28 protein-coding genes are annotated in these 22,251 nt (G+C 39.4%); 27 read left to right on the forward strand and 1 reads right to left on the reverse strand.

Features of this window, described 5'->3' with window-relative positions:
* The 20 genes from JZY04_RS15945 to folK form a co-directional block, all read left to right on the forward strand.
* A partial coding sequence (locus JZY04_RS15945; RefSeq protein WP_220577436.1) for a DUF1573 domain-containing protein occupies positions 1 to 391 on the forward strand: 391 nt, incomplete at its 5' end.
* Between the two features lie 44 nt (positions 392 to 435).
* The gene (locus JZY04_RS15950) at positions 436 to 678 is read left to right on the forward strand and encodes an NVEALA domain-containing protein (RefSeq protein WP_122143249.1); all 243 of its coding nucleotides are present in this window, start codon (positions 436 to 438) and stop codon (positions 676 to 678) included.
* Between the two features lie 67 nt (positions 679 to 745).
* The gene (locus JZY04_RS15955; protein WP_032543382.1) at positions 746 to 1,801 is read left to right on the forward strand and encodes a BF3164 family lipoprotein; all 1,056 of its coding nucleotides are present in this window, start codon (positions 746 to 748) and stop codon (positions 1,799 to 1,801) included.
* 37 nt (positions 1,802 to 1,838) lie between these two features.
* A complete protein-coding gene (locus JZY04_RS15960; RefSeq protein WP_181996483.1) occupies positions 1,839 to 2,882 on the forward strand; it encodes a BF3164 family lipoprotein in 1,044 nt (347 codons plus the stop codon).
* A gap of 1,058 nt (positions 2,883 to 3,940) precedes the next feature.
* On the forward strand, positions 3,941 to 4,633 hold the full coding sequence (locus JZY04_RS21335) for a hypothetical protein (RefSeq protein WP_255584449.1): 693 nt from the start codon (positions 3,941 to 3,943) through the stop codon (positions 4,631 to 4,633).
* Between the two features lie 76 nt (positions 4,634 to 4,709).
* Positions 4,710 to 4,943, forward strand: a complete 234-nt coding sequence (locus JZY04_RS15970; RefSeq protein WP_044301404.1) for an NVEALA domain-containing protein — start codon at positions 4,710 to 4,712, stop codon at positions 4,941 to 4,943.
* Positions 4,944 to 5,175: 232 nt separating this feature from the next.
* Positions 5,176 to 5,439: an NVEALA domain-containing protein gene (locus JZY04_RS15975; protein ID WP_032543380.1), complete on the forward strand. Its 264-nt coding sequence runs from the start codon at positions 5,176 to 5,178 to the stop codon at positions 5,437 to 5,439.
* Positions 5,440 to 5,507: 68 nt separating this feature from the next.
* On the forward strand, positions 5,508 to 6,668 hold the full coding sequence (locus tag JZY04_RS15980) for a 6-bladed beta-propeller (RefSeq protein ID WP_032543378.1): 1,161 nt from the start codon (positions 5,508 to 5,510) through the stop codon (positions 6,666 to 6,668).
* Positions 6,661 to 7,530 (forward strand): DUF1573 domain-containing protein, encoded by an 870-nt coding sequence (locus tag JZY04_RS15985; RefSeq protein ID WP_050550871.1) that lies wholly within the window; start codon positions 6,661 to 6,663, stop codon positions 7,528 to 7,530. Before JZY04_RS15980 ends, JZY04_RS15985 begins: the two co-directional genes overlap by 8 nt.
* A 53-nt stretch (positions 7,531 to 7,583) precedes the next feature.
* Positions 7,584 to 7,835 carry a hypothetical protein gene (locus JZY04_RS15990; RefSeq protein WP_122143283.1) on the forward strand — a complete coding sequence of 84 codons (252 nt, stop codon included), beginning with the start codon at positions 7,584 to 7,586 and terminating at the stop codon, positions 7,833 to 7,835.
* Complete coding sequence (locus tag JZY04_RS15995; RefSeq protein WP_255584450.1) at positions 7,783 to 9,078, forward strand: 6-bladed beta-propeller; 1,296 nt, start codon at positions 7,783 to 7,785, stop codon at positions 9,076 to 9,078. The genes JZY04_RS15990 and JZY04_RS15995 overlap by 53 nt, the downstream gene beginning before the upstream one ends.
* Positions 9,062 to 9,637 carry a hypothetical protein gene (locus JZY04_RS16000; protein WP_032578232.1) on the forward strand — a complete coding sequence of 192 codons (576 nt, stop codon included), beginning with the start codon at positions 9,062 to 9,064 and terminating at the stop codon, positions 9,635 to 9,637. The genes JZY04_RS15995 and JZY04_RS16000 overlap by 17 nt, the downstream gene beginning before the upstream one ends.
* The gene (locus JZY04_RS16005; protein WP_122143253.1) at positions 9,634 to 11,616 is read left to right on the forward strand and encodes a hypothetical protein; all 1,983 of its coding nucleotides are present in this window, start codon (positions 9,634 to 9,636) and stop codon (positions 11,614 to 11,616) included. The genes JZY04_RS16000 and JZY04_RS16005 overlap by 4 nt, the downstream gene beginning before the upstream one ends.
* Positions 11,617 to 11,765: 149 nt before the next feature.
* Positions 11,766 to 12,665: a bifunctional 2-polyprenyl-6-hydroxyphenol methylase/3-demethylubiquinol 3-O-methyltransferase UbiG gene (locus tag JZY04_RS16010; RefSeq protein ID WP_032531384.1), complete on the forward strand. Its 900-nt coding sequence runs from the start codon at positions 11,766 to 11,768 to the stop codon at positions 12,663 to 12,665.
* Positions 12,665 to 13,546, forward strand: coding sequence for an ABC transporter permease (locus tag JZY04_RS16015; RefSeq protein ID WP_005812419.1), 882 nt, complete (start codon positions 12,665 to 12,667; stop codon positions 13,544 to 13,546). The genes JZY04_RS16010 and JZY04_RS16015 overlap by 1 nt, the downstream gene beginning before the upstream one ends.
* A gap of 41 nt (positions 13,547 to 13,587) precedes the next feature.
* Complete coding sequence (locus JZY04_RS16020) at positions 13,588 to 13,821, forward strand: DUF3098 domain-containing protein (protein ID WP_005812418.1); 234 nt, start codon at positions 13,588 to 13,590, stop codon at positions 13,819 to 13,821.
* A 6-nt stretch (positions 13,822 to 13,827) separates the two neighbouring features.
* Positions 13,828 to 14,628, forward strand: coding sequence for an undecaprenyl-diphosphate phosphatase (locus JZY04_RS16025; protein WP_005812416.1), 801 nt, complete (start codon positions 13,828 to 13,830; stop codon positions 14,626 to 14,628).
* Positions 14,629 to 14,635: 7 nt separating this feature from the next.
* Entirely contained in the window at positions 14,636 to 15,337 is a 702-nt protein-coding gene (gene truB, locus JZY04_RS16030; RefSeq protein ID WP_005812404.1) for a tRNA pseudouridine(55) synthase TruB, read from the forward strand.
* A gap of 47 nt (positions 15,338 to 15,384) precedes the next feature.
* Positions 15,385 to 16,443, forward strand: a complete 1,059-nt coding sequence (gene queA / locus JZY04_RS16035; protein ID WP_005779710.1) for a tRNA preQ1(34) S-adenosylmethionine ribosyltransferase-isomerase QueA — start codon at positions 15,385 to 15,387, stop codon at positions 16,441 to 16,443.
* Complete coding sequence (gene folK / locus JZY04_RS16040; RefSeq protein ID WP_005812402.1) at positions 16,443 to 16,904, forward strand: 2-amino-4-hydroxy-6-hydroxymethyldihydropteridine diphosphokinase; 462 nt, start codon at positions 16,443 to 16,445, stop codon at positions 16,902 to 16,904. The genes queA and folK overlap by 1 nt, the downstream gene beginning before the upstream one ends.
* Here folK and JZY04_RS16045 read toward each other — a convergent pair.
* Positions 16,884 to 17,078: a hypothetical protein gene (locus JZY04_RS16045; RefSeq protein WP_005812400.1), complete on the reverse strand. Its 195-nt coding sequence runs from the start codon at positions 17,076 to 17,078 to the stop codon at positions 16,884 to 16,886. The two genes, folK and JZY04_RS16045, sit on opposite strands and share 21 nt — an antisense overlap.
* Positions 17,079 to 17,284: 206 nt before the next feature.
* Between JZY04_RS16045 and metK the strand changes: the two genes are divergently transcribed.
* The 7 genes from metK (at position 17,285) to JZY04_RS16080 (ending at position 22,217) form a co-directional block, all read left to right on the forward strand.
* Complete coding sequence (metK, locus tag JZY04_RS16050; protein WP_022012690.1) at positions 17,285 to 18,577, forward strand: methionine adenosyltransferase; 1,293 nt, start codon at positions 17,285 to 17,287, stop codon at positions 18,575 to 18,577.
* A 139-nt stretch (positions 18,578 to 18,716) separates the two neighbouring features.
* Positions 18,717 to 19,304: a TIGR00730 family Rossman fold protein gene (locus JZY04_RS16055; protein WP_005812396.1), complete on the forward strand. Its 588-nt coding sequence runs from the start codon at positions 18,717 to 18,719 to the stop codon at positions 19,302 to 19,304.
* Positions 19,301 to 20,128, forward strand: coding sequence for a DUF4271 domain-containing protein (locus tag JZY04_RS16060; protein WP_122143254.1), 828 nt, complete (start codon positions 19,301 to 19,303; stop codon positions 20,126 to 20,128). The genes JZY04_RS16055 and JZY04_RS16060 overlap by 4 nt, the downstream gene beginning before the upstream one ends.
* A gap of 4 nt (positions 20,129 to 20,132) precedes the next feature.
* Entirely contained in the window at positions 20,133 to 20,885 is a 753-nt protein-coding gene (locus tag JZY04_RS16065) for a uroporphyrinogen-III synthase (RefSeq protein ID WP_005779700.1), read from the forward strand.
* Positions 20,886 to 20,976: 91 nt separating this feature from the next.
* Positions 20,977 to 21,357 (forward strand): ribonuclease P protein component, encoded by a 381-nt coding sequence (rnpA, locus tag JZY04_RS16070; protein ID WP_005779698.1) that lies wholly within the window; start codon positions 20,977 to 20,979, stop codon positions 21,355 to 21,357.
* Entirely contained in the window at positions 21,354 to 21,575 is a 222-nt protein-coding gene (gene yidD, locus JZY04_RS16075; RefSeq protein WP_005779696.1) for a membrane protein insertion efficiency factor YidD, read from the forward strand. Before rnpA ends, yidD begins: the two co-directional genes overlap by 4 nt.
* A gap of 6 nt (positions 21,576 to 21,581) precedes the next feature.
* Positions 21,582 to 22,217 (forward strand): TatD family hydrolase, encoded by a 636-nt coding sequence (locus tag JZY04_RS16080; protein WP_122143255.1) that lies wholly within the window; start codon positions 21,582 to 21,584, stop codon positions 22,215 to 22,217.
* Positions 22,218 to 22,251: the final 34 nt, after the last annotated feature.

Consider the following 22,251-nt stretch of genomic DNA (forward strand, 5'->3'; position numbering starts at 1 on the left):
AAATCCGGTCCATAATTACGATGTAAGAGAACTCTATATCCATCTTATTTCAGGAGGAATAGATGGAGACTCTCTTTCAAATATGCGAACAGTGATAAAAATAGAGGAAGATATGGTTGATTTGGGGAGTTTTGATTGGAGACGAGAGCAGCATATAACTTTTGAGATACACAATATTGGTAATAATAATTTGGTCGTTTATGATAATAAGACATCTTGCGGATGTACTTCTGTTGAATATTCCAAAGAACCCGTTCAGCCCGGAAAGTCTTTAGCAGTTAAAGTAACTTATAAAGCAGACCATCCGGAACACTTTAATAAAACTATTATACTATATTGCAATGCTTCCGCTTCTCCTTTGGAATTAAAGATAACTGGAAATGCTAAATAATTGGAGCATAATGAAATAAATTTCTATAGGGCGAGTGCTGCCAGTTGTCTTATTTGTCTTTGATAGTCGCTGTAGTCGTAACTTTTGCAGGCTACAATATATATCAGTCACAGAGAGTAGAAAGTATCATGTCGGATTTGACGATGGCCAATGTAGAGGCGTTAGCTGGTTCTGAGATTAATGATGAGGATTGTGTCAGTGCATCTAATCGTTATTGCTCTGTTTTGATAGTGACCCCAAATGGGAATTATCTAGAAACTTATTTTGACCAAAAAACAAAGTACTGATTCTTATAAAAAGTGGGGATAGGAATATTAGCTTTGACTAGTATATTTTATCCCCTAATTTATTATTATGAATAAAATTGTATCGTTTTTTATTTTAATTCTTGTTTGTTCTTGTTCAGATAAGAAAGAGCATATAGCAAATATTCTGTCAATGAATTCTATAGATATTAAAACTAATAGGATTAATAAAGACGAAGTAATTGCTAGAGGTGCATTTCCTTTTGAAATGATTGATTCATTATTCTTTCTTTTCAATGGAGATCCTTCGTCTGGAGCATTGGTTTTATGTGAATCGAATGCTTCCGAACTGGGACACTTCTTGCAAAAAGGAAATGGTTTTGGAGAATGTATCACTCCTGGATATATAGGACATTGCAATGATACTATTTATGTTTCTGAACGTTCTAGGACAAGGCGAATGACTTATTTACTATCAAATCATAATGATAGTTTGCAATATAAGTGTCTTGAAGATGTTAGTCCTAAAATGAATTCAGAATTTTATTATCAGATTTGTCGTCTACAAAGTGGTTTATTTGTAGGTGCCCGTTTATTTGGAAAAGAACATTTGTTTACATTGTTAGACGAAAGTTTGGATACACTTACCACTTTTGCACGGGTGCCGATAGACATTGAGGAAAATGCAAATAATAAGCTCGCTCCTTTTATTGGTCATTTATGTATAGATGATAATACGGTTTATTATGCTTCTAATGACTTTTCTTATATGGCTGCTTATGATATTTTATCTGAAAAAGAGATAAAACCAGTATTTGAGAGGATGTATATATCTCCAATAATCCAAAAATCAGCAAATGGGATTTCATTAGATAAATACAAACATCTTTTGGGCTTTGGTGATATCAGGGTTTATCAGAATTATATTTTTGCGACGTATATAGGGAAACCTGATATAACAATGGATCAAGAGAATGATACTTCAGCCTTAGTCCCCACCCATTTGCTGGTTTTTAATAAAGATGGAGTTCCTATTGTAAAATTTAAGTTCCCGTTTAAAATAAGATCATTTGTGTTTACCAAATCCAAGATGTATCTATTAGATGTGGATTGTAATATAGAATCTGTCGATTTGGTAGAGCTGTGGAAGCATTTGCCTGATTGAAGTGGGATAGTGACTTTATAGAATAAATGTGAATCATATGAGATTTAATTTAGTCGTTTTATTTGTAATTTTACTTTCTTTCTCTTCTTGTGGCAGGGAAGAAAAAACTGTGTATGATTTTCCTTTAGAACAATCGCTTAAGAGTGATAAGGAAGTTAGTTTAAACAAGGAACTATTAGCTCCCTATCTGATGTGTTCTTATGATTCCACTCTGTGCCTAATAGATTGGACTGCCAATCCGATGGTGCATGTTTATAACATGAATACAGGGAAAGAGATGGTTGCTTTTGGAAATAAAGGCATGGGGCCGGATGATTTTCTATCTATATCCCAAATGTATGTAGATATGGGTAAGCGTTCTTTGGTACTGTATGATCAGTCTTTGCAAACTATAAGTTCTTTTCGAATTGATAGTTTAGCTCAAGGCAGTCTTTCAAAGATAGATTGTGTTTCAGCTCCTAAGTTAGGAATGAATAGGGTATATGCATATTCGGATTCCATATTTTACGGGAGTGGGACTTTTGAAAGTGGCCTGATAGCGAAATGTAATCAGAAAGAGATTTTAAATCAATATCTTCCTTTTCCACACACAGAGCAAGCGGTAAATCGGGATGTAAACTATTTGTTGTTCCAGGGGGATCTTATTATGAAGCCGGATAAAAAACGTTTTGCTTACTTGGCGTATGAGTGCGATTTATTATCTATTCAGAAAGTGGTAAATGATACGTGCCTGGAAAGTGTAGTACATTTGAATACGTATACGCCGGTATTTGAGAATCAATCTACTAACGAAGTGTCTTCTGTTAATGTCTCTACCGATTCTCCTAAAGGATTTCTTCGTGGGGTAGCCACTGAAAACTATGTTTATGCACTTTACAGTGGGCAAATTGGGAAAAATAAGGCAATAGCAAATGAAGTTTATGTATTTGATTGGGAAGGACGTGCTGTAAAGAAAGTGATACTGGATAGATGGGGTATATGCATCTCGGTGGATAGTAATGATGAACGACTCTGCCTGATGACAAAGGAAACGGATGGTGGAGAAGAGCGCTATCATTATTATTGTTATCAGTTAAACTGACTTTTTGGTTAGGGTGTTACGGCTTTGCTTGATATATATATTTTTTATCTTTCAAATTTTTCTTCATGCAGGGGCCTTTTCTCGAATTGTGTAAATACAAATAATGAAGAAGCATGGCCGTAATGAATAAGAGCTAATTAGAATTTGACAGGACGAAAATGCTGAATGCAATCTATATTGGAATAATCTGAATTGTACAAGAGTTATTGTTTGTGCTGAAAATGAACAGAATGCTTATGAACAGTCTTGTTTGTTTTTTTTTATTATTTTCTTCGATGTCTTTGTTTTTGTAGTAAATAATCTTATTTTTGTCAGTAAAATAAATCGAAATGGTAAGAACAGTTTTTCACTTAAATATATTGATATGAAGTATATTCGGTTATTGCTATGCATTGTGGGGATAGTGTTATTAGCATTTCTGGTTAGTTTGTATTTCTTTCAAAGAAACAGAAAGTTGATGCACATAAAGGCGGAAAATCTGTTTACACAAGTATTGAAAGATGAAATGAAAAAGAAAGGGGAGGAATTGGATTTATTTTATTCTTTTTCCGGGATATCAAGTGACACGATACCTTTAACTATTTCGGTAATGACCGAAACCGGATCCAGACAGTATAAAGTGGATGCTGGGAAGAGCCGGAAAAATCTTTCTCAGATATCGAGAGAACGTTCATTACACTCTGTTATTTGTTCCGAGAAGCAGTTATCTCCCATGACTTTGAGTCAGACTTGGGCGGATAGCCTGCAAACACGACATATTTTGGCAAGAGCTGCGATACAAATAGTAACTACAGACTTGGAAAATAATACCTTATATAAAAAGAGTCGGACTGTCAATCTGTCTCCAGAGTTGAAGTTTGTTGTTTATTTGGGGGAGAGATGTGAAATAGAGGTTTCCGGTTTTTTATATTATACTTGGTGGTCGGTTTGTAGATACCATTTCTNATTATACTTGGTGGTCGGTTTGTAGATACCATTTCTTTCCATTCGGAATGATTGTTGGTATAGCTTTGTGTTTGATTGTTTATTTGATCTATTTGTTTAGGGTGAAAAACCGTTTGTTTAAAATACAATCTGAGCGTTGGCTGTTAGCGGAGAAGCTAAAAAGAAGGGAAGAAAAATTAGTAGAGTTAGCGAGTATACGGGATCAATATGCCCACCAGATTGAAGTGCAGCGATCTGACGCTCGGGAGAAGGACATATTGTTGAAGGATCTGGAGCAAAAGTTGAAAGAGTGCGAAGATCAGATAGCCGATTTAAATAAGTCAAAAGAAAAATTAGTAGAGTTAGCGGGTATACGGGATCAATATGCGCACCAGATTGAAATGCAGCGATCTGATGCTCGGGAAAAGGACATGCTGTTGAAGGATCTGGAGCAAAAGTCAAAGGCGTACGAAGGGCAAATAGCGGAACTAAAAAAGGCAAAAGAACTGTTGGGAACAAAATCCTTGATCTATAAATTGAGTCCTATACTGACCTTTGATGCATATAAAAAGATATTGGTGTGTAATGGGGAAATAATTCCACTTAATCTTCAGTCCTCTACTCTCTTGCTGGCTTTCTTAAACGCTACTGATTGTCAATTGACACGTGAGGAAATCGAGAAGTGTTTATCTGGAAGGAGCCGGGAGTGCCTCCGGACAGCTAAGCATCGTTTATCTAAGGTACTTCAAATCGATCCTTCTATTTCTATTGTTCAGCACAACAGAGATCTTTTTCAGCTGCAACTGCCGGAAATTGAGGCCTTGTAACGCTTTGTAACGCGGCAAATGATGATGATAAGAAAAATATAGCTTATGTTTGTATGCATTTTAAACGCATATAGACATGAAAAAAACTTTAAAAGTAGCTATTCTTCTTATTGCTATTATTTCTATGGGGCACTGGATGCCTGTGAAACAAGTTCGTGATTTAAATTCTTTATCACTTCAAAATGTAGAAGCTTTGGCTAGCGGAGAAACTCCTATTTATACTTCTTGCATTGGTACAGGTTCTGTGGACTGCCCAATTCAACATGATAAAGTGAAGTATGTGAGCCAAGGATTTAGTTTGGATTATTAGAAATATTAACTTGGTTAGAAAGGGAGTGGAACGATCTACGTCCTGGGAAAAGTCTTAGAATCGTCCACTCCCGGATAACCTTCAAAAAAGAAGTTTGCCCGGCACGAAGATAGCGAAAAATTAATTGGAATGAGTAAATGTAGCATTTACTTTTTCTACGGAGGAGGTGGCTTCCCGAAAGAGAGACACGACAAATAACAGAATTACTAACCTCATAAAAAATATATAAGTTATGAGTAAGAAGATTTTTGCGGCCTTGATAGTCGCTGTAGTCGCAACTTTTGCAGGCTACAATATATATCAGTCACAGAGAGCAGAAAGTTTCATGTCTGATTTGGCGATGGCTAATGTGGAAGCATTGGCTAGAGATGAGGCTAATAGTAATGGTAATACGGGGCCAAGTGAGAGATTCGATTGCCCATGGTTATTCACTGGTGATGGATTTCATTGTAAATGTGAAAATATGGCTCCATGTACAGCGGTCCTTTGTGATTAACATAAATATAGGCTGTAGCTAAGATGCTACAGCCTTATTATTAATTTTAGTAAGTTGAAATGATTCGTATGTTTTATAGAATATTAGTGGTCTGTGTCTTTACTATGACTTTATTGGGTTGTAGACATAAAGAAAAAGTAAGTGTGTTTGTGGCAAATGATATGAAAGACTCCTGTTTAGTCAGTTCTCTTTCTAATACTCTTGATATGAATTCCTATGTAGATTCTCTTTCTTTTATTTCATTAGATGACTCAGATGCGAACTCATTTATAAAAGATATAAATAAGTGTATAATAAAAAATGATCGTATCTATATTTTGGATTTTTTTGGAACAGAGTCTGTTAAAGTATTTGATTTGTCTGGAAAGTTTCTTTTTATGGTAGGAGCCAAGGGCGGAGGTCCTGGAGAGTTTTTTCGTACTTTCGATTTTGATGTCAATGATAATGGGATTTACCTTTTAGATGTCCGAAATAGAAAAATCATAGAATATGCTTTGGACAATTCATTTAGAGAAGAATATCGTTATGATGGTAAACTGTCTGGAATCAATAGCTTTTTCGTAACTAATCAATCTAATTTCGTACTTGGAATGGATAAGGAAATATATGATGATGCCAAAGTTCTATTAGTAAATCAGGAATTTGAAATTATCCAACATATACTTCCTTTTAATGAGAAAGATACTCAAGGGCAATTGAAGATTGGGAGTTTTAGAAGATGTGGCGATAATATTGTTTTTTACTACCCTGTTTCTGATGATATTTATTTATTTGAAAAATCGGGTGAGTTGGGTAAAAAATATTCTATTTCTTTAAATGCTCAACCTATACCAGATGAGATTAGAAGTGACTATAATAAAGTAGTATCAGAAAGGAAATTAGGTGGGTTTAATTATTTTCATGAATCTGTTTATTATAATGGTAACTTATTTCTGGCTACTATGTTTTATGGTTCTTCCAAAGCGTTGTTTTGTTTGGATATTGTGAATCAAAAGTATATTATAAAGAGTTATGAAGGAATAATGGAATTATTTAAGAAGTTATCGATTCGTGATTTTAATTTTCCTGTGTATGCAGATAATAACCAGATAGTGTGTGCCATGAATCAAATGATTTATGAGAAGATAGAAGAGAAAGAGATGATAGACCCTGCATATATAGAAATGTTAAAAGAAGGTGGGACTTTATTACTTGTTTATCATTTAAGAAATGATAAAACTCATGAATGACAAAATTTACATTCTAATATTAAGTTGTGTTCTATTTATTTCTTGTGGCAATAGTTCTTTACCTTCAAAGAATCAACAAGAATTATCAGAAATAGTCAATGAATTGATGGGGAAACATATTGTATTTCCTAAGGTGATGTATAATGATAGGGCTATTGATTCATTGTTGAAGATGGATTATAAATTGGTCGTTTATACCGATTCTGTCGGATGTACAGAGTGTCATTTATCATTAGGAGAGTGGTCAGTGAAGATCCGAGAAATGAAAGTAATAAATAAAAATCTATCTTTTGTATTTATTGTAAATAACTCAAGTGAACTTGTTATTAGAAGTTTATTGAATAAGAATCGATTTGATTATCCGGTGTTTATTGATCACAATAATTCTTTTTATAAGTTGAATTCTTTAAAAAAAGATCATCGATTTCAAGTCTTTTTATTGGATAGAGAAAATAATATATTGCTTATAGGAGATCCGATACGAAATGATGCAATATGGGAGTTATATAAGAAAACGTTGAATGATGAGGAGAGTGTTCCATTTAAGCGATATAGTAATAGAGAGATTGCTGTTAGTGCTACCACTATTAATTTGGGGGAGTTCTCTTCCGAGCAATCTCAATCTTGTATTTTTACTTTATATAATACGGGTGAAAATATGCTTGTCATTAATGATGTGGTTACCTCTTGTGGGTGTACTTCAGTGGAGTATTCAAAAGAACCGGTTTCGCCAGGGAAGTCTTTGGATATCATTGTAACTTATAAAGCGGATCATCCGGAGCACTTTAATAAAACTATTACGGTATACTGTAACTCTTCCGCGTCTCCATTGCGGTTAAAGATAATGGGGAATGCTAAATAGTTTGAAATGAAGAGTTAATTGAATATATTTGTTGAACTTTAAATTTGATTATTATGAGGAAAAAACTTGTTTTAAGTGTAATGGGTATTCTATTGATTTTAGGTACTGTTACAAATGTAATGTTTACAAGAGCGGAGAAGTCTTCTGATAGAACCTGGTTGGCTTCTATTGAAGCTTTAGAAGCTTTGGCTGAAGATGAAATAGGGGGCAGTCCGGGTGGATGTGGAACTGCGGTTTATTTTTATGATTGTTATGGAGCACAAATTGCAGAAAATGATTTTACGAGATCAATACCTTGTCAATAAAAAGATTGCTTGGTACCGTATAGTATCGGTTTTATTGTTTCTTAGTGCTTTTTCTTCTTGTTCTTTGGGGGAGAAACAGAATGCTTCTTCAAAGAACGAAATATATATAGCTGATCTGGATAGTGCCATTCAGAAAGATTGGTATTTGTATTCTGATGTGTTTAAATCTGTAAGAGTGATTCCTTTGGCCATGGATAAATCTGTGTTGCTGGGAGACGTTAATAAAATGCAGGTTTATAAAGGTCATTATATTGTACTTGATGAAGAGATAGCACGCGGAGTATATCTTTTCGATTCTAAAGGGCGGTTTATCCGTAAGATAGGTGATGTGGGCAGTGGACCGGGAGAATATTCTAAGCCGACAGATTTTACGATTGATACAAAAAAAGGGGAAATATATATATTCGATTATAATCAAAAAAAGATATTTAAGTATGATATTGCTTCGGGAAAGTATTTAGGAGTTTGCAATGTTGAACATCGATTGAATCGGATGTTTTTTTCAAAGGGGTACTTGTACGCAAATATTGATTATCAATTGGAAGATGAACCTGGACAAGAGCATTACCTATTACAAAGAATCGACTTTGATAATGAAGGTAATGTAGAAATGTTTTTTAAAGTAGCTGATTACAAAAAGGGTTGGGACGGGATAGCTCTTCAAGGGAATATGTTTTTTAATTTAGGAACTGAGTCTGCTCTTTTTGTTCAGGACTTTATGGATACGATTATCTATGTGAATGGGGATCAGGTTATTCCTTATATGGTAGTGAAGAGTCAGGATTGGGTGTGTAAAACAGATTTAGAAATACTTGGGACTACTGATAATCCTTCGGCCAAAGGATTGGCTATGATGAAGCTGATTCAGCATTTAGGGGCACAAAGAAGGGCCTATAATCTATCTGATGTGTTTGTGAACGACTCTGTTATTGGGTTTTCGTATATGCAAGGAATGATGGGGACGGATGCGTTGTATGATAAGAGTACGGGTGAAACTATGGTGTTTGATCGCTCTAAAGATGATGTGTTGTTCGGAGAGCAACCATCACACAGGCAGATACCTACTTTTTTGTATGCGAGTGATAGAGGTGTTTTCTATTCTCTTAAACCCAGTCATTTGCCTGAGATGAAGTATTTTATCTCTCAAGGCCTTGTGAAGGATGAAGTGATTGGGAAAAATGATTTGGATTCTTTGGATGGTGATGCAAATCCGGTGTTATTGTATTATGAATATAAAGATTAAGATAGTATTAATAGGACTGGTTATCAGTAACTTCTTTCTTGTATGGATTGTTGTAATACAAAGGATAAAAGTATATGACGGTTTAGATAGGATAAATGATCTAAAAGAAAAAGTTGATAGTTGTGGAGATTCATTATTTAATTATATAGATGTGAATAGTGACCTTACTTTTGATATTAAACCTATTGATACTTTAAAAAATGTGCAATTAGTATATTGTTTTTCCGAGTATATGTGTGAGGAATGTGTGCGACAGGATTTACGTGCGTTATCGGATATTCAGAAACGAATTGGTGCAGATAGGATATTAATACTTACGGCATATGCTGATAATCGGAATAATCATATTAGATTGAGTAATTTATTGCGAAAATTTCGATATAGGAATATAGATTATTCTTGTCTTGTTTTTCCTAAGCATAATAGGACTGGAATGGAACAACGTTACTTTTATTTTATAGATAAGGAAGGAAATTGTAAGTATCCTTTTTATCCTCTTAAGGACCACCTTGAGTTGACACAATGCTATTTAGAGTTTATTGCTAAAAAGATAGAATGAAAAGGAGTGGAATATTTATAGCGATCGGTTTGTTTTGCCTTGTTTCCTCATGTGGGGATCGGGACAGGCAAGTGGAGGAAGCCTTATCCCTTTCGGGCAATAATCGTAATGAACTTGAAGCGGTGCTGAAGCATTATGAAGGAGATGGCCGGAAGCTGGAGGCGGCACACTTCTTGATTGGCAATATGCCCGGAAGTTATGGAGCTAATCCGATAGTAGAGCAGGATTGTTCTGCTTTTTACGAGGCTTATGATTCATTGGGACAAAAGTATGGCTATCGGGTAGGAACGGAATGGGGGAAACAGGTAGATAGTCTTTGGAAAGATTTTAGTAATCGACATCGGGTGAGGCAGGAACTTAACTATGATATTACCCGCATGAAGGCGGAAGATTTAATCCGGGAAATTGATCTGGCATTTCGGGCATGGGTGGAGAATGTGCATTCAAGAAACTGTTCGTTTGAAGACTTTTGTGAGTATATACTGCCTTATAGGCGACAGAATGGCTTATCGATTGACAATGCACGCCGGGAGTTCAACAAACGGCATCAGGGAAAGTATTTTGTGGAAGAGGGAAAGGATTGGCAACAAGAGATCGATTCGTTGTTATACGAATATAAGTATCTGACTCATTCCGGTTTTTGGGGGACGAAGATTCCGATATGGAATGCGGCGACTTTTGAGAAGATGCGTCATGGGTTATGTGCACAGCGCTGTTGGTATAACTCTTTGTTATTATCATCGTTGGGGATTCCGGTTGCCATTGACTTTGTCCCGGCATGGGGAAACCGAAATAATTCGCATACCTGGAATGTGGTGCTAATAGACGGGGAATCGCATGCTTTTGAGGCGTTTTGGGATAATGATCGCTGGAAATATAAGCGGATTTATAATAACCGGGATGATGATGAGCTTTGGGGAAGATTTCGCCTTCCGAAGGTATACAGATATACCTACTCAAATCATATTGAAGGACCGTTGGCAGATGTAGAGGTGGATAAAGCTGATATTCCGGAGCTATTTCGTAGTGTGAAAAAGGTGGATGTTTCTTCGGAGTATTTTGAAACGGCCGACGTAACGGTGGAGTTGACAGGTGAGGCGCCTCAAGGGGTGAAATATGCGTATTTGGCTGTGTTCGGATATCAGGACTGGCACCCTGTGCAGTGGGCAAAGATAGAAAACGGGAGGGCTGTCTTTCGGGAAATGGGTAAGGACATGGTTTATTTACCCGTTTATTACAAGCGGGGGGGATTATTGCCCGCAGCAGAACCTTTCAGATTGCGGAATGACGGAACGATGGAGAAGCTGAGCGGAAATGAAGAAACAGAGGAGGTTGCCGTGAGGATGGTGACGGGAGCGCCGGCTTATGATCAGAATAGGGAATATCTGGGGTGTATGAAAGGAAGCCGGATAGTAGGATTACTTGATGGAAAATCAGAAGAGGAACTGTGCAGATGGACGGACTCGCTGGCTCTGGAGCCGGTTGTACGGAAGGTGTCCGCACGATTACCTTACCGCTTTGTAAGGTTATTATTACCGTCGGATAGCATTGCTTTGGGGGAGCTTTCTTTTTATACGGAAGAAGGACGGATCGGGAATGTGAGGATAATTACTCCGATGAGGGCTACCGGAAGGAATGAAGTGCCCGGGATGATAACCGATGGTTTGGGGGCGACGGGCTATCGAGGCAGGGTGGCAGAAAGGCTGGTAGATATAGATCTGGGAAAAGAGTATATGGTCAGTCATATTGGAATGACTTCTTACCTGAAAACACAATTGTTCTGTCCGGATGAATTTGAGTTAAGATATTGGAACAATGGTTGGAAGACTGTGGAGCGTAAGCAAGCCGATCATAAAGGGTATCTTGTATTTGAGAAAGTACCCCGGGGAGCATTGTTGATGTTGAAGAACTGCCGCTGGAAAGGAAAGACGGCGGAGCGTATATTTACTTATGAAAAAGGAGATGTGAAGTGGGAATGATTGCTATGAACGAACAGTTGCCTTGCCATTATTGTTAAACCTCCTTAAGGAAATGCCTATCCGTCACTTTTTATTTGTTATTTTGCACCAAATTCGGGTGGAGTGTGTCCTGACGTTTCGGGGTACGCTTAAATATGCAGATAAAACCAATGAATAAACTCACTATAAATGCCTGTCCGCTATGTGGGAGCACACATTTGAAATGTGCTATGACCTGTACTGATTTTTATGCCTCCGGTGAACAGTTTGACTTGTACACCTGCGAAGATTGCGGATTTACTTTTACACAAGGAGTCCCGGTAGAGGCGGAGATAGGCAGATATTACGAAACACCTGATTATATTTCCCATTCGGACACGAAGAAAGGTGCCATGAATGCCATTTACCATCATGTACGTCAGTATATGCTTGGTCGTAAGGCACGTTTGGTCATGAAAGAGTCGCATCGTAAAACCGGTAGAATATTGGATATTGGTACGGGAACAGGTTATTTTGCCCATACGATGCAGAATAGGGGATGGGAAGTGGAGTCCGTGGAAAAGAGTGTGCAGGCCCGTGGGTTTGCCCGCGAACATTTCGGATTGGATGTAAAGCCGGAGTCTGCATTGAAAGAGTTAGTTCCCGGTTCTTTTGATGTGATTACGCTGTGGCATGTTATGGAACATTTGGAGCATCTGGATGAAACGTGGGAGTTGTTGCGCGAATTATTGACCGAGAAAGGTGTCTTGATAGTGGCTGTGCCCAATTGTTCGTCATACGATGCAATAAAATATGGGAAATATTGGGCTGCTTATGATGTACCCCGTCATTTATGGCATTTTACGCCTGCCACGATTCAGCAGTTTGGGTCGAAACATGGATTTATCCTGGCAGCCCGTCATCCGATGCCATTCGATGCTTTTTATGTGTCGATGCTGACTGAGAAACATAAAGGGAGTGCTTACTCTTTTGCAAAAGGTATGTGGACCGGATCGGCGGCTTGGTTGAGTGCCCAGGCCAAAAAGGAACGAAGCAGTTCAATGATTTATGTATTCAGAAAGAAACGCTGATGAAGAGTAAAAGCAGAAATAACGCTGTGTCATATTTTGATATGCAGTTCATAACTTCCAGCATCAGTACCACGTTGGTATTGCTGTTACTGGGGCTTGTGGTGTTCTTCGTGTTGGCAGCCAATAACTTGTCTGTTTATGTACGCGAAAATATAAATTTCTCTGTATTGATCAGCGATGATATGAAAGAAACGGATATTCTGAAGCTTCAGAAACGGCTGAATAATGAACCTTTCGTGAAAGAGACGGAATATATTTCAAAGAAACAAGCATTGAAAGAGCAGACCGAGGCTATGGGCACCGATCCGCAAGAGTTTTTAGGGTATAATCCGTTTACGGCCTCAATAGAGATTAAATTGCATTCTGATTATGCGAACTCTGACAGTATCGCGAAAATTGAGAAATTGATTAAAAGGAATACCAACATACAAGATGTGTTATATCAGAAAGATCTGATTGACGCGGTCAATGAAAACATACGTAACATCAGCTTGGTGCTGCTGGGATTGGCCATTATGCTGACATTTATCTCTTTCGCGCTGATTAATAATACGATCCGGCTGGCTATTTATTCAAAACGCTTCCTGATTCATACTATGAAACTGGTGGGAGCAAGCTGGGGATTTATCCGTCGGCCATTTTTGAAAAGAAATATATGGAGTGGGGTTTTAGCTGCTTTTATTGCAGATACAATCCTGATGGGAGCCGCTTATTGGCTTGTGTCGTACGAGCCGGAATTAATTCGGGTGATTACACCTGAAGTCATGTTGTTGGTATCGGGTGCAGTACTGGTATTCGGAGTGGTCATCACTTTCTTGTGTGCTTATCTTTCTATTAATAAATATCTGAGAATGAAAGCAAGCACGCTGTACTACGTGTAGTTCTGGATTTATAGATGTAAATAAATTAATTGTAAATAACAATGGGTGATAAACAGAAATTTGCCTTCGATAAAACGAACTTCATTTTGCTTGCCATCGGCATGGCAGTGGTTATCTTGGGTTTTATCCTGATGACAGGACCTTCATCGTCGGAAGCGGTGTTTCAGGCGGATATTTTCAGTGTGAGAAGAATTAAAGTGGCTCCGGTGGTTTGCTTCCTGGGTTTTATCTTTATGATATATGGCGTAATGCGCAAACCTAAAACAAAAGAATAAAACAGGATGGAATGGTTTGAAGCACTGATCCTTGGATTGATTCAGGGACTGACTGAATATTTACCGGTGAGCAGTAGCGGGCATTTGGCTATTGGCTCGGCTTTGTTTGGTATAGAGGGAGAAGAGAATCTGGCATTTACCATTGTAGTACATGTTGCAACCGTGTTCAGTACATTGGTCATTCTCTGGAAAGAAATAGATTGGATATTCCGTGGCCTGTTTAAGTTTAAGATGAACAGCGAAACACGTTATGTGATCAATATTTTAATTTCGATGATTCCTATTGGTATCGTCGGTGTGTTTTTCAAGGATGAAGTTGAGGCTGTTTTCGGTTCGGGATTGCTGATTGTTGGCTGCATGCTGTTGCTTACGGCTGCTTTGCTGTCGTTCTCTTATTATGCAAAACCACGTCAGAAAGAGAACATCTCGATGAAAGATGCGTTTATCATTGGGCTGGCGCAGGCTTGTGCCGTATTGCCGGGACTGTCTCGTTCGGGCAGTACAATTGCTACAGGTTTATTATTAGGTGATAATAAAGCAAAACTGGCGCAATTCTCCTTCCTGATGGTGATACCGCCTATATTGGGAGAAGCTTTGCTGGATGCTATGAAGATGATAAAGGGTGAGGCTATTGCGGGAGATATTCCGGCTTTGTCACTGATAGTGGGTTTTATTGCCGCTTTTGTCTCAGGGTGCCTGGCTTGCAAGTGGATGATTAATATCGTCAAAAAAGGAAAACTGATTTATTTCGCTATTTATTGTGCAATAGCAGGAGTGGTCACCATCGTTGTTTCACAATTGCAATAAGTAACGGATGAATTTTAAAGAAGGAGAAGTACTTTATTTTGATAAACCGTTGGGGTGGACGTCTTTTAAGGTCGTAGGGCATGCCCGGTACCATATTTGCCGACGGATGAAAGTGAAGAAATTGAAGGTGGGACATGCAGGTACACTCGATCCGCTGGCAACAGGGGTAATGATTGTTTGTACAGGTAAAGCTACCAAGAGAATAGAGGAATTTCAGTATCATACAAAGGAATATATTGCTACCATTCAGTTGGGTGCCACTACTCCATCGTACGATCTGGAACATGAGATTGATGCTACCTATCCTACGGAGCATATTACCCGGGAGTTGGTGGAAGAGACGTTGAAAACATTTGTTGGTGAAATACAGCAAGTGCCTCCGGCATTCTCGGCTTGCAAAGTAGATGGTGCGCGTGCTTATGATTTGGCCCGTAAAGGTCAGGAAGTGGAGTTGAAGCCCAAATTGCTGGTGATTGACGAGATAGAACTGCTGGAATGTAACTTACCGGAAATTAAGATCAGGGTGGTATGCAGCAAGGGAACTTATATCCGTGCATTGGCACGCGACATCGGGGAAGCCTTGCAAAGCGGTGCACATCTGACCGGATTGATACGTACCCGTGTGGGGGAGATAAAGTTGGAGCAATGCCTGGATCCTGCAAAATTTGCAGAATGGATAGATCAGCAGGAAGTTGAGATATCTGATTGAAATAGAAAAGTAAGAAATAAAATAATTAATAAACGCACATTATTATCATGAAACTGTCGCAATTTAAATTTAAGTTACCCGAAGAAAAGATTGCTTTGCACCCTACAAAGTATAGGGATGAATCGCGCTTGATGGTACTCCACAAGCGTACGGGAGAGATTGAGCACAAGATGTTTAAGGACATCCTGAACTATTTTGATGATAAAGACGTGTTTGTATTCAACGATACCAAGGTATTCCCTGCCCGTTTGTACGGAAATAAGGAAAAAACCGGTGCACGTATCGAAGTGTTCTTACTGCGTGAGCTGAATGAAGAGCTGCGTTTGTGGGACGTATTGGTGGATCCGGCACGTAAAATCCGTATAGGCAATAAGCTTTATTTCGGTGATGACGATTCAATGGTGGCTGAGGTAATTGATAATACTACTTCACGCGGACGTACGCTCCGTTTTCTATATGACGGTCCTCATGACGAATTTAAAAAAGCATTGTATGCGTTAGGTGAAACTCCGCTGCCGCATACGATTCTTAACCGTCCGGTGGAAGAAGAAGATGCAGAACGTTTCCAGTCTATTTTCGCTAAAAACGAAGGAGCCGTGACAGCACCTACTGCGAGTCTGCACTTCAGCCGCGAATTGATGAAGCGTATGGAAATAAAAGGCATAGACTTTGCGTATATCACATTGCATGCAGGGCTCGGTAACTTCCGTGACATCGACGTAGAGGATCTGACAAAGCATAAGATGGACTCTGAGCAGATGTTCGTAACCGGAGAAGCTGTTAAGATTGTGAACCGTGCCAAGGATCTTGGTAGGAATGTATGTGCTGTGGGAACAACTGTGATGCGCGCCATTGAAAGCACGGTGAGCACAGACGGGCATTTGAAAGAATATGAAGGATGGACGAATAAGTTTATTTTCCCGCCGTATGATTTTACAGTGGCTAATGCTATGGTGTCCAACTTCCACATGCCACTTTCTACTCTGTTGATGATTGTGGCTGCCTTTGGTGGTTACGAGCAGGTAATGGATGCATATCACATAGCATTGAAAGAAGGCTACCGTTTTGGTACTTATGGAGATGCGATGCTGATTTTGGATAAGTGATGAGAATATATCTGGGATTAGGTACTAATTTGGGTGATAAGGAGTTGAATCTTCGTGTCGCTGTACAGAAAATAGAAGAGCGGATAGGGAAAGTGATTTCCCTGTCCGCTTTTTATGCTACTGCCCCCTGGGGATTTCAATCTGATAATAACTTTCTGAATGCTGCGGCGGGAGTGGAGACATCTCTGTCTCCTTTCGATATACTTGAAAGGACCCAACGGATAGAGCAGGAAATAGGGCGTTTACATAAATCACATGATGGGGTATATAGCGACCGTCTGATTGATATTGACCTCTTGCTTTATGGTGATAAGATATTACAGGACGAAAGGCTTTCATTGCCTCATCCATTGATGGCCGAACGAAAATTTGTTTTAGAGCCGCTTGCCGAAATCGCACCGGACGTTGTCCATCCGGTACTTCATAAAACAATCAGAGAGCTATTTCTGGTTCTTTCGTAATTTACGGATCATCAAATGCCGTGGAAGGTAAGCCACACAGCCGATCAATACGGCATACAATATGCGCAAGTCGTCAAACGGTTGATGGTTCAGATAACAAATAAAGGCATAAATACCCACTGTGACAGCAATATACACCAATAGTATAATAGCGGTTTTTAGTTTATTTTTCATAAGATAGTCTGTTAATACGAAGCAAAAGTAGCAATAAATCCAAAATATTATCTACCTTTGCCAATGAAATGAAGTGTGGAAAGATTTGAGTAGCTTGCAACCACAGAAAAAAATGCTAAAACAACATTCCCTTCTGTATGCGTTTTCTACTCTTTTTAATTTCTGTCCGCATTCATAATTTATAATTCATAATTCATAATTTTATTATGGGATATTTATTCACATCCGAATCGGTGTCTGAAGGACACCCCGATAAAGTGGCCGATCAAATATCGGACGCTGTGCTTGACAAACTGTTGGCTTACGATCCCAGTTCGAAAGTAGCTTGCGAAACCTTAGTGACTACCGGACAGGTGGTACTTGCGGGAGAAGTGAAAACAGGTGCTTATGTTGATTTACAACTGATAGCACGTGAAGTGATCCAAAAGATTGGTTACACGAAAGGCGAATACATGTTCGAAAGTAATTCGTGCGGTGTATTTTCTGCCATTCATGAACAGAGTGCCGACATCAACCGTGGTGTAGAACGTGAGGACCCTATGAATCAGGGGGCAGGCGACCAGGGAATGATGTTTGGTTATGCAACCAACGAAACTGAGAACTATATGCCGTTGTCGCTTGACTTGGCACATAGAATACTTCTTGTATTGGCCGATATCCGCCGGGAAGGTAAAGAAATGACTTATCTCCGTCCGGATGCAAAGAGCCAGGTAACTATTGAATATGACGATAACGGTACTCCCGTGCGTATTGATACAATTGTTGTTTCAACACAGCATGATGAATTTATATTGCCGGCTGATGGTTCTGCTGCTGCCCAACTGAAGGCGGATGAAGAGATGCTGGCGGTAATCCGGAAAGATGTGATTGAGGTATTGATGCCTCGTGTCATTGCGTCTATCAATCACCCGAAGGTGCTTGCCTTGTTCAATGATAATATTGTTTATCACGTAAATCCGACCGGTAAATTCGTTATTGGCGGTCCGCACGGAGATACAGGGTTAACCGGACGTAAGATTATTGTTGATACCTATGGTGGTAAAGGGGCTCACGGTGGTGGTGCTTTTTCTGGTAAAGATCCCAGTAAAGTAGACCGCAGTGCTGCTTATGCAGCTCGTCATATTGCTAAAAACCTTGTAGCTGCCGGTGTTGCCGACGAAATGCTGGTACAGGTTTCTTACGCTATCGGGGTGGCGCGTCCGATTAATATTTATGTAAATACATACGGCCGCAGTAATGTGAAAATGAGTGATGGTGAAATCGCCGAAAAGATTGATGAGTTGTTTGACCTCCGGCCAAAGGCTATTGAAGATCGCTTGAAACTCCGTTATCCGATTTATAGTGAAACGGCCGCTTACGGACACATGGGGCGTGAACCTCAGGTAGTGACTAAGCATTTCCACTCTCGTTATGAAGGTGACCGGACTATGGAGGTAGAGTTGTTTACATGGGAAAAACTTGACTATGTGGACAAAGTAAAAGAAGCTTTCGGTTTGTAATCAGCGTAGCTTTACAGCTATTTATTATAGGGGGCCGTACTTGTTTTTATCCCATATGGGGAGAAAACAAGGCGGCCTTCTTCTTTTCTCCTTGAAATTTGGTACTTTTGCATCGTGTTTAACCAAACCCATGCAAGAAATGAACCAAATAACTTCCGTATGTGTATATTGTGCTTCAAGTACGAAAATAGATCAGATTTATTTTGATGCAGCTGTGCGATTAGGACAGTTGTTGGCAACCCGGCACATCCGTTTGATAAATGGAGCGGGAAATATAGGGTTGATGCGGTCGGTGGCTGATGCCGTATTACAGAACGGGGGCGAAGTGACCGGAGTGATCCCTCACTTTATGGTAGAGCAAGGATGGCATCATACCGGCTTGACGGAGCTTATCGAGGTGGACAGTATGCACGAACGTAAACGACTGATGGCTGAAAAGAGTGATGCTGTGATTGCATTGCCCGGAGGATGCGGGACTCTGGAAGAGTTACTTGAAATTATCACCTGGAAACAGTTGGGGCTTTATCTTCAACCGATCGTGATATTGAATACCAATGGCTTTTTCGATCCTTTGTTGACAATGCTCGACAAAGCCATAGACGGTAATTTCATGAGGAAACAGCATGGAGATATCTGGCATGTAGCCCATACTCCGGAAGAGGCTGTGGATCTGGTTTATTCAATACCCGTATGGGACAGTTCCATCCGTAAGTTTGCTGCTATATGATTTCTCCTCAGGACTCTGTCGGTGTGCAGGTGGCAGATACTTTGCCGCAGACCTTCCATGAAGCTTGTGTTCCAAAAGATACATTGGCGGCGGTTGATTTACAGACGGTGAGCGAGACAGTTACGGGAGTGGATGGCATATCGATCCCTTACTCTCCAAGGACGGATGACGGGTTGGCAATGATACTGCTGGGATGTTTCTTTATTTCTTCGTATGTATTGGCGCGCAGTAAGAAATTCCTGTTGCAACAAGTTAAAGATTTTATGTTGCATCGTGAAAGAACAAGTATTTTCGCTTCCTCTACAGCAGCTGATATGCGTTATCTGTTATTGTTGACTGTGCAGACTTGTGTCCTTGGAGGTGTATGTATCTTTAACTATTTTAATGATGTTCAACCCTCACTGATGGAGCGCGTTTCGCCTCATTTGCTCTTGGGAGTTTATGTTGCTGTGTGCATATTCTATTTTTTATTCAAGTGGATTATATATTCGTTTTTGGGATGGGTGTTTTTTGACAAAAGTAAAACAGATATATGGCTGGAGTCTTATTCTACGCTGATTTACTACCTTGGATTTGCTTTATTTCCGTTTGTTTTGTTTCTGGTTTATTTTGATCTGAATGTTACCTTTTTAGTTTCAATTGGTTGTATTTTGGTAATTTTTACTAAAATATTGATGTTTTACAAGTGGCTAAAGCTTTTTTCCTGTAATATTTATGGGGTTTTCCTTTTAATTTTATACTTTTGTGCCCTTGAAATCATACCTTGTTTAATAGTCTATCAGGGTCTGATTCAGCTAAATAATGTTTTGATAATAAATTTTTAGGACGTTGAAAATTAAGAAAGTATTAGTGTCGCAGCCTAAGCCTGCTTCAGAGAAATCTCCTTATTACGACATTGCTGAAAAGTATGGTGTAAAAATAGATTTCCGCCCCTTCATCAAGGTTGAGAGCGTCTCTGCGAAAGAATTCAGACAACAGAAAGTATCGATTCTTGATCATACGGCTGTTATATTTACCTCACGCCATGCGATTGATCATTTCTTCCATTTATGTACGGAGTTACGTGTGACGATCCCTGAGACGATGAAGTATTTTTGTGTAACAGAAGCTGTTGCTCTTTACATTCAGAAATATGTGCAGTATCGTAAGCGTAAGATTTTCTTCGGAGCTACGGGTAAGATTGAAGATTTGATTCCTTCGATTGTGAAGCATAAAACAGAGAAATATCTCGTTCCGATGTCGGATGTACATAACGATGACGTGAAGAATCTGTTGGATAAGAATAATATTCAGCATACCGAATGCGTAATGTATCGTACTGTTAGTAACGACTTTATGGAAGGAGAGGAGTTTGATTATGACATGCTGGTATTCTTTAGCCCTGCGGGAGTTTCTTCATTAAAAAAGAACTTCCCTGATTTCGATCAGAAGGATATCAAGATCGGAACATTTGGATCGACAACAGCACAGGCTGTTCGTGATGCAGGACTCCGTCTGGATTTGGAAGCACCTAATGTGAAGTCTCCTTCAATGACGGCTGCTCTCGATTTGTTTATTAAGGAAAACAATAAAGGAAAATAAATGAAACGGTGAACAGCAAACGGTAAACAATGAACAGGCATATTTATCTGTAGCATTGTTTACTGTTTGTTGTTTGCCGTTTATAATTATTATGGCAAATACCCTGTGCAAGGCCGAAAGGCTGAATAGTAAGATTCTGATTGAGAAGATGTTTGCAGGCGGCTCTAAGTCGTTTTCCATCTTTCCGTTGCGTGTGGTGTATATGCCTGTGGAAAATCAGGATGCTCAGGCATCTGTTTTATTGAGCGTTTCGAAGAAGCGATTTAAACGCGCGGTAAAGCGGAATAGGGTGAAACGCCAATTGCGTGAGGCGTACCGGTTGCATAAGCATCTACTATTGCAGACTTTAACTGATAAACAGCAACAGTTGGCTATTGCTTTCATCTATCTTTCGGACGAATTAACGTCCTCGGCCGAAATAGAGGAGAAAATGAAGACTCTGCTGGCCCGTATCAGCGAGAGATTGGTATGAAACGTCTGCTTTCATATATATTATTGCTTCCCATATACTTTTACAGGGCTTGTATTTCGCCCATGACCCCTCCTTCATGTCGTTTTACGCCTACTTGTTCGCAGTACGCTATTGAAGCGATTAAGAAACATGGTCCTTTTAAGGGGCTTTATCTTGCCGTCAGGCGGATACTTCGTTGTCATCCGTGGGGTGGATCTGGGTATGATCCCGTTCCTTAGTGATTTATGAATATTCTGGATATACATACACATCGGCTGCCTGCAGAACCGGGGCAGGCAATACAAAATTGTCAGCCGGCAGAATTTATTCCGCTGGGCGGTGCTTACTATTCTGTGGGGATTCATCCCTGGTACCTGACCCGTGAGAATTTCGTCCGCCAGTGGGAACTGTTGTTGTCAGCTATCCATTCTCCTCAGGTTCTTGCAATTGGCGAAGCAGGTCTCGACAAGTTGGCACAGACGGACTATGTGTTGCAGCAAGAAGCATTTGAAAAGCAGGCTATACTTGCACACGAAATGGGATATCCGTTAGTAATTCATGCAGTGCGGTCAGCAGATGAAATTATCCGCTTTAAAAGGAAAATGCAGCCTTCTAACCCCTGGATTATACATGGTTTCCGCGGGAAAAAAGAATTGGCTCTGCAATATATCCGGGAGGGAATTTATCTTTCACTGGGAGAGAAGTATCAGGAGGAAGCGCTTCGACAGATACCTTCGGAATACTTGTTTCTGGAGACAGATGAAAGTCTGATAGATATCCATAGCCTTTATGAGCGAGCTGCTTTACTTCTGGAGGTGCCTGTTTGCAAACTCATGCAACAAGTACAGCAAAACATTAATAACGTCTTTTTTAGGCAATAAGAGTTGCTTGTTCCGATAAAGAGTCGTACTTTTG

This window comes from Bacteroides sp. 11BF, from assembly GCF_019633765.1.
In the GTDB taxonomy this organism is placed as follows: domain Bacteria; phylum Bacteroidota; class Bacteroidia; order Bacteroidales; family Bacteroidaceae; genus Bacteroides; species Bacteroides hominis.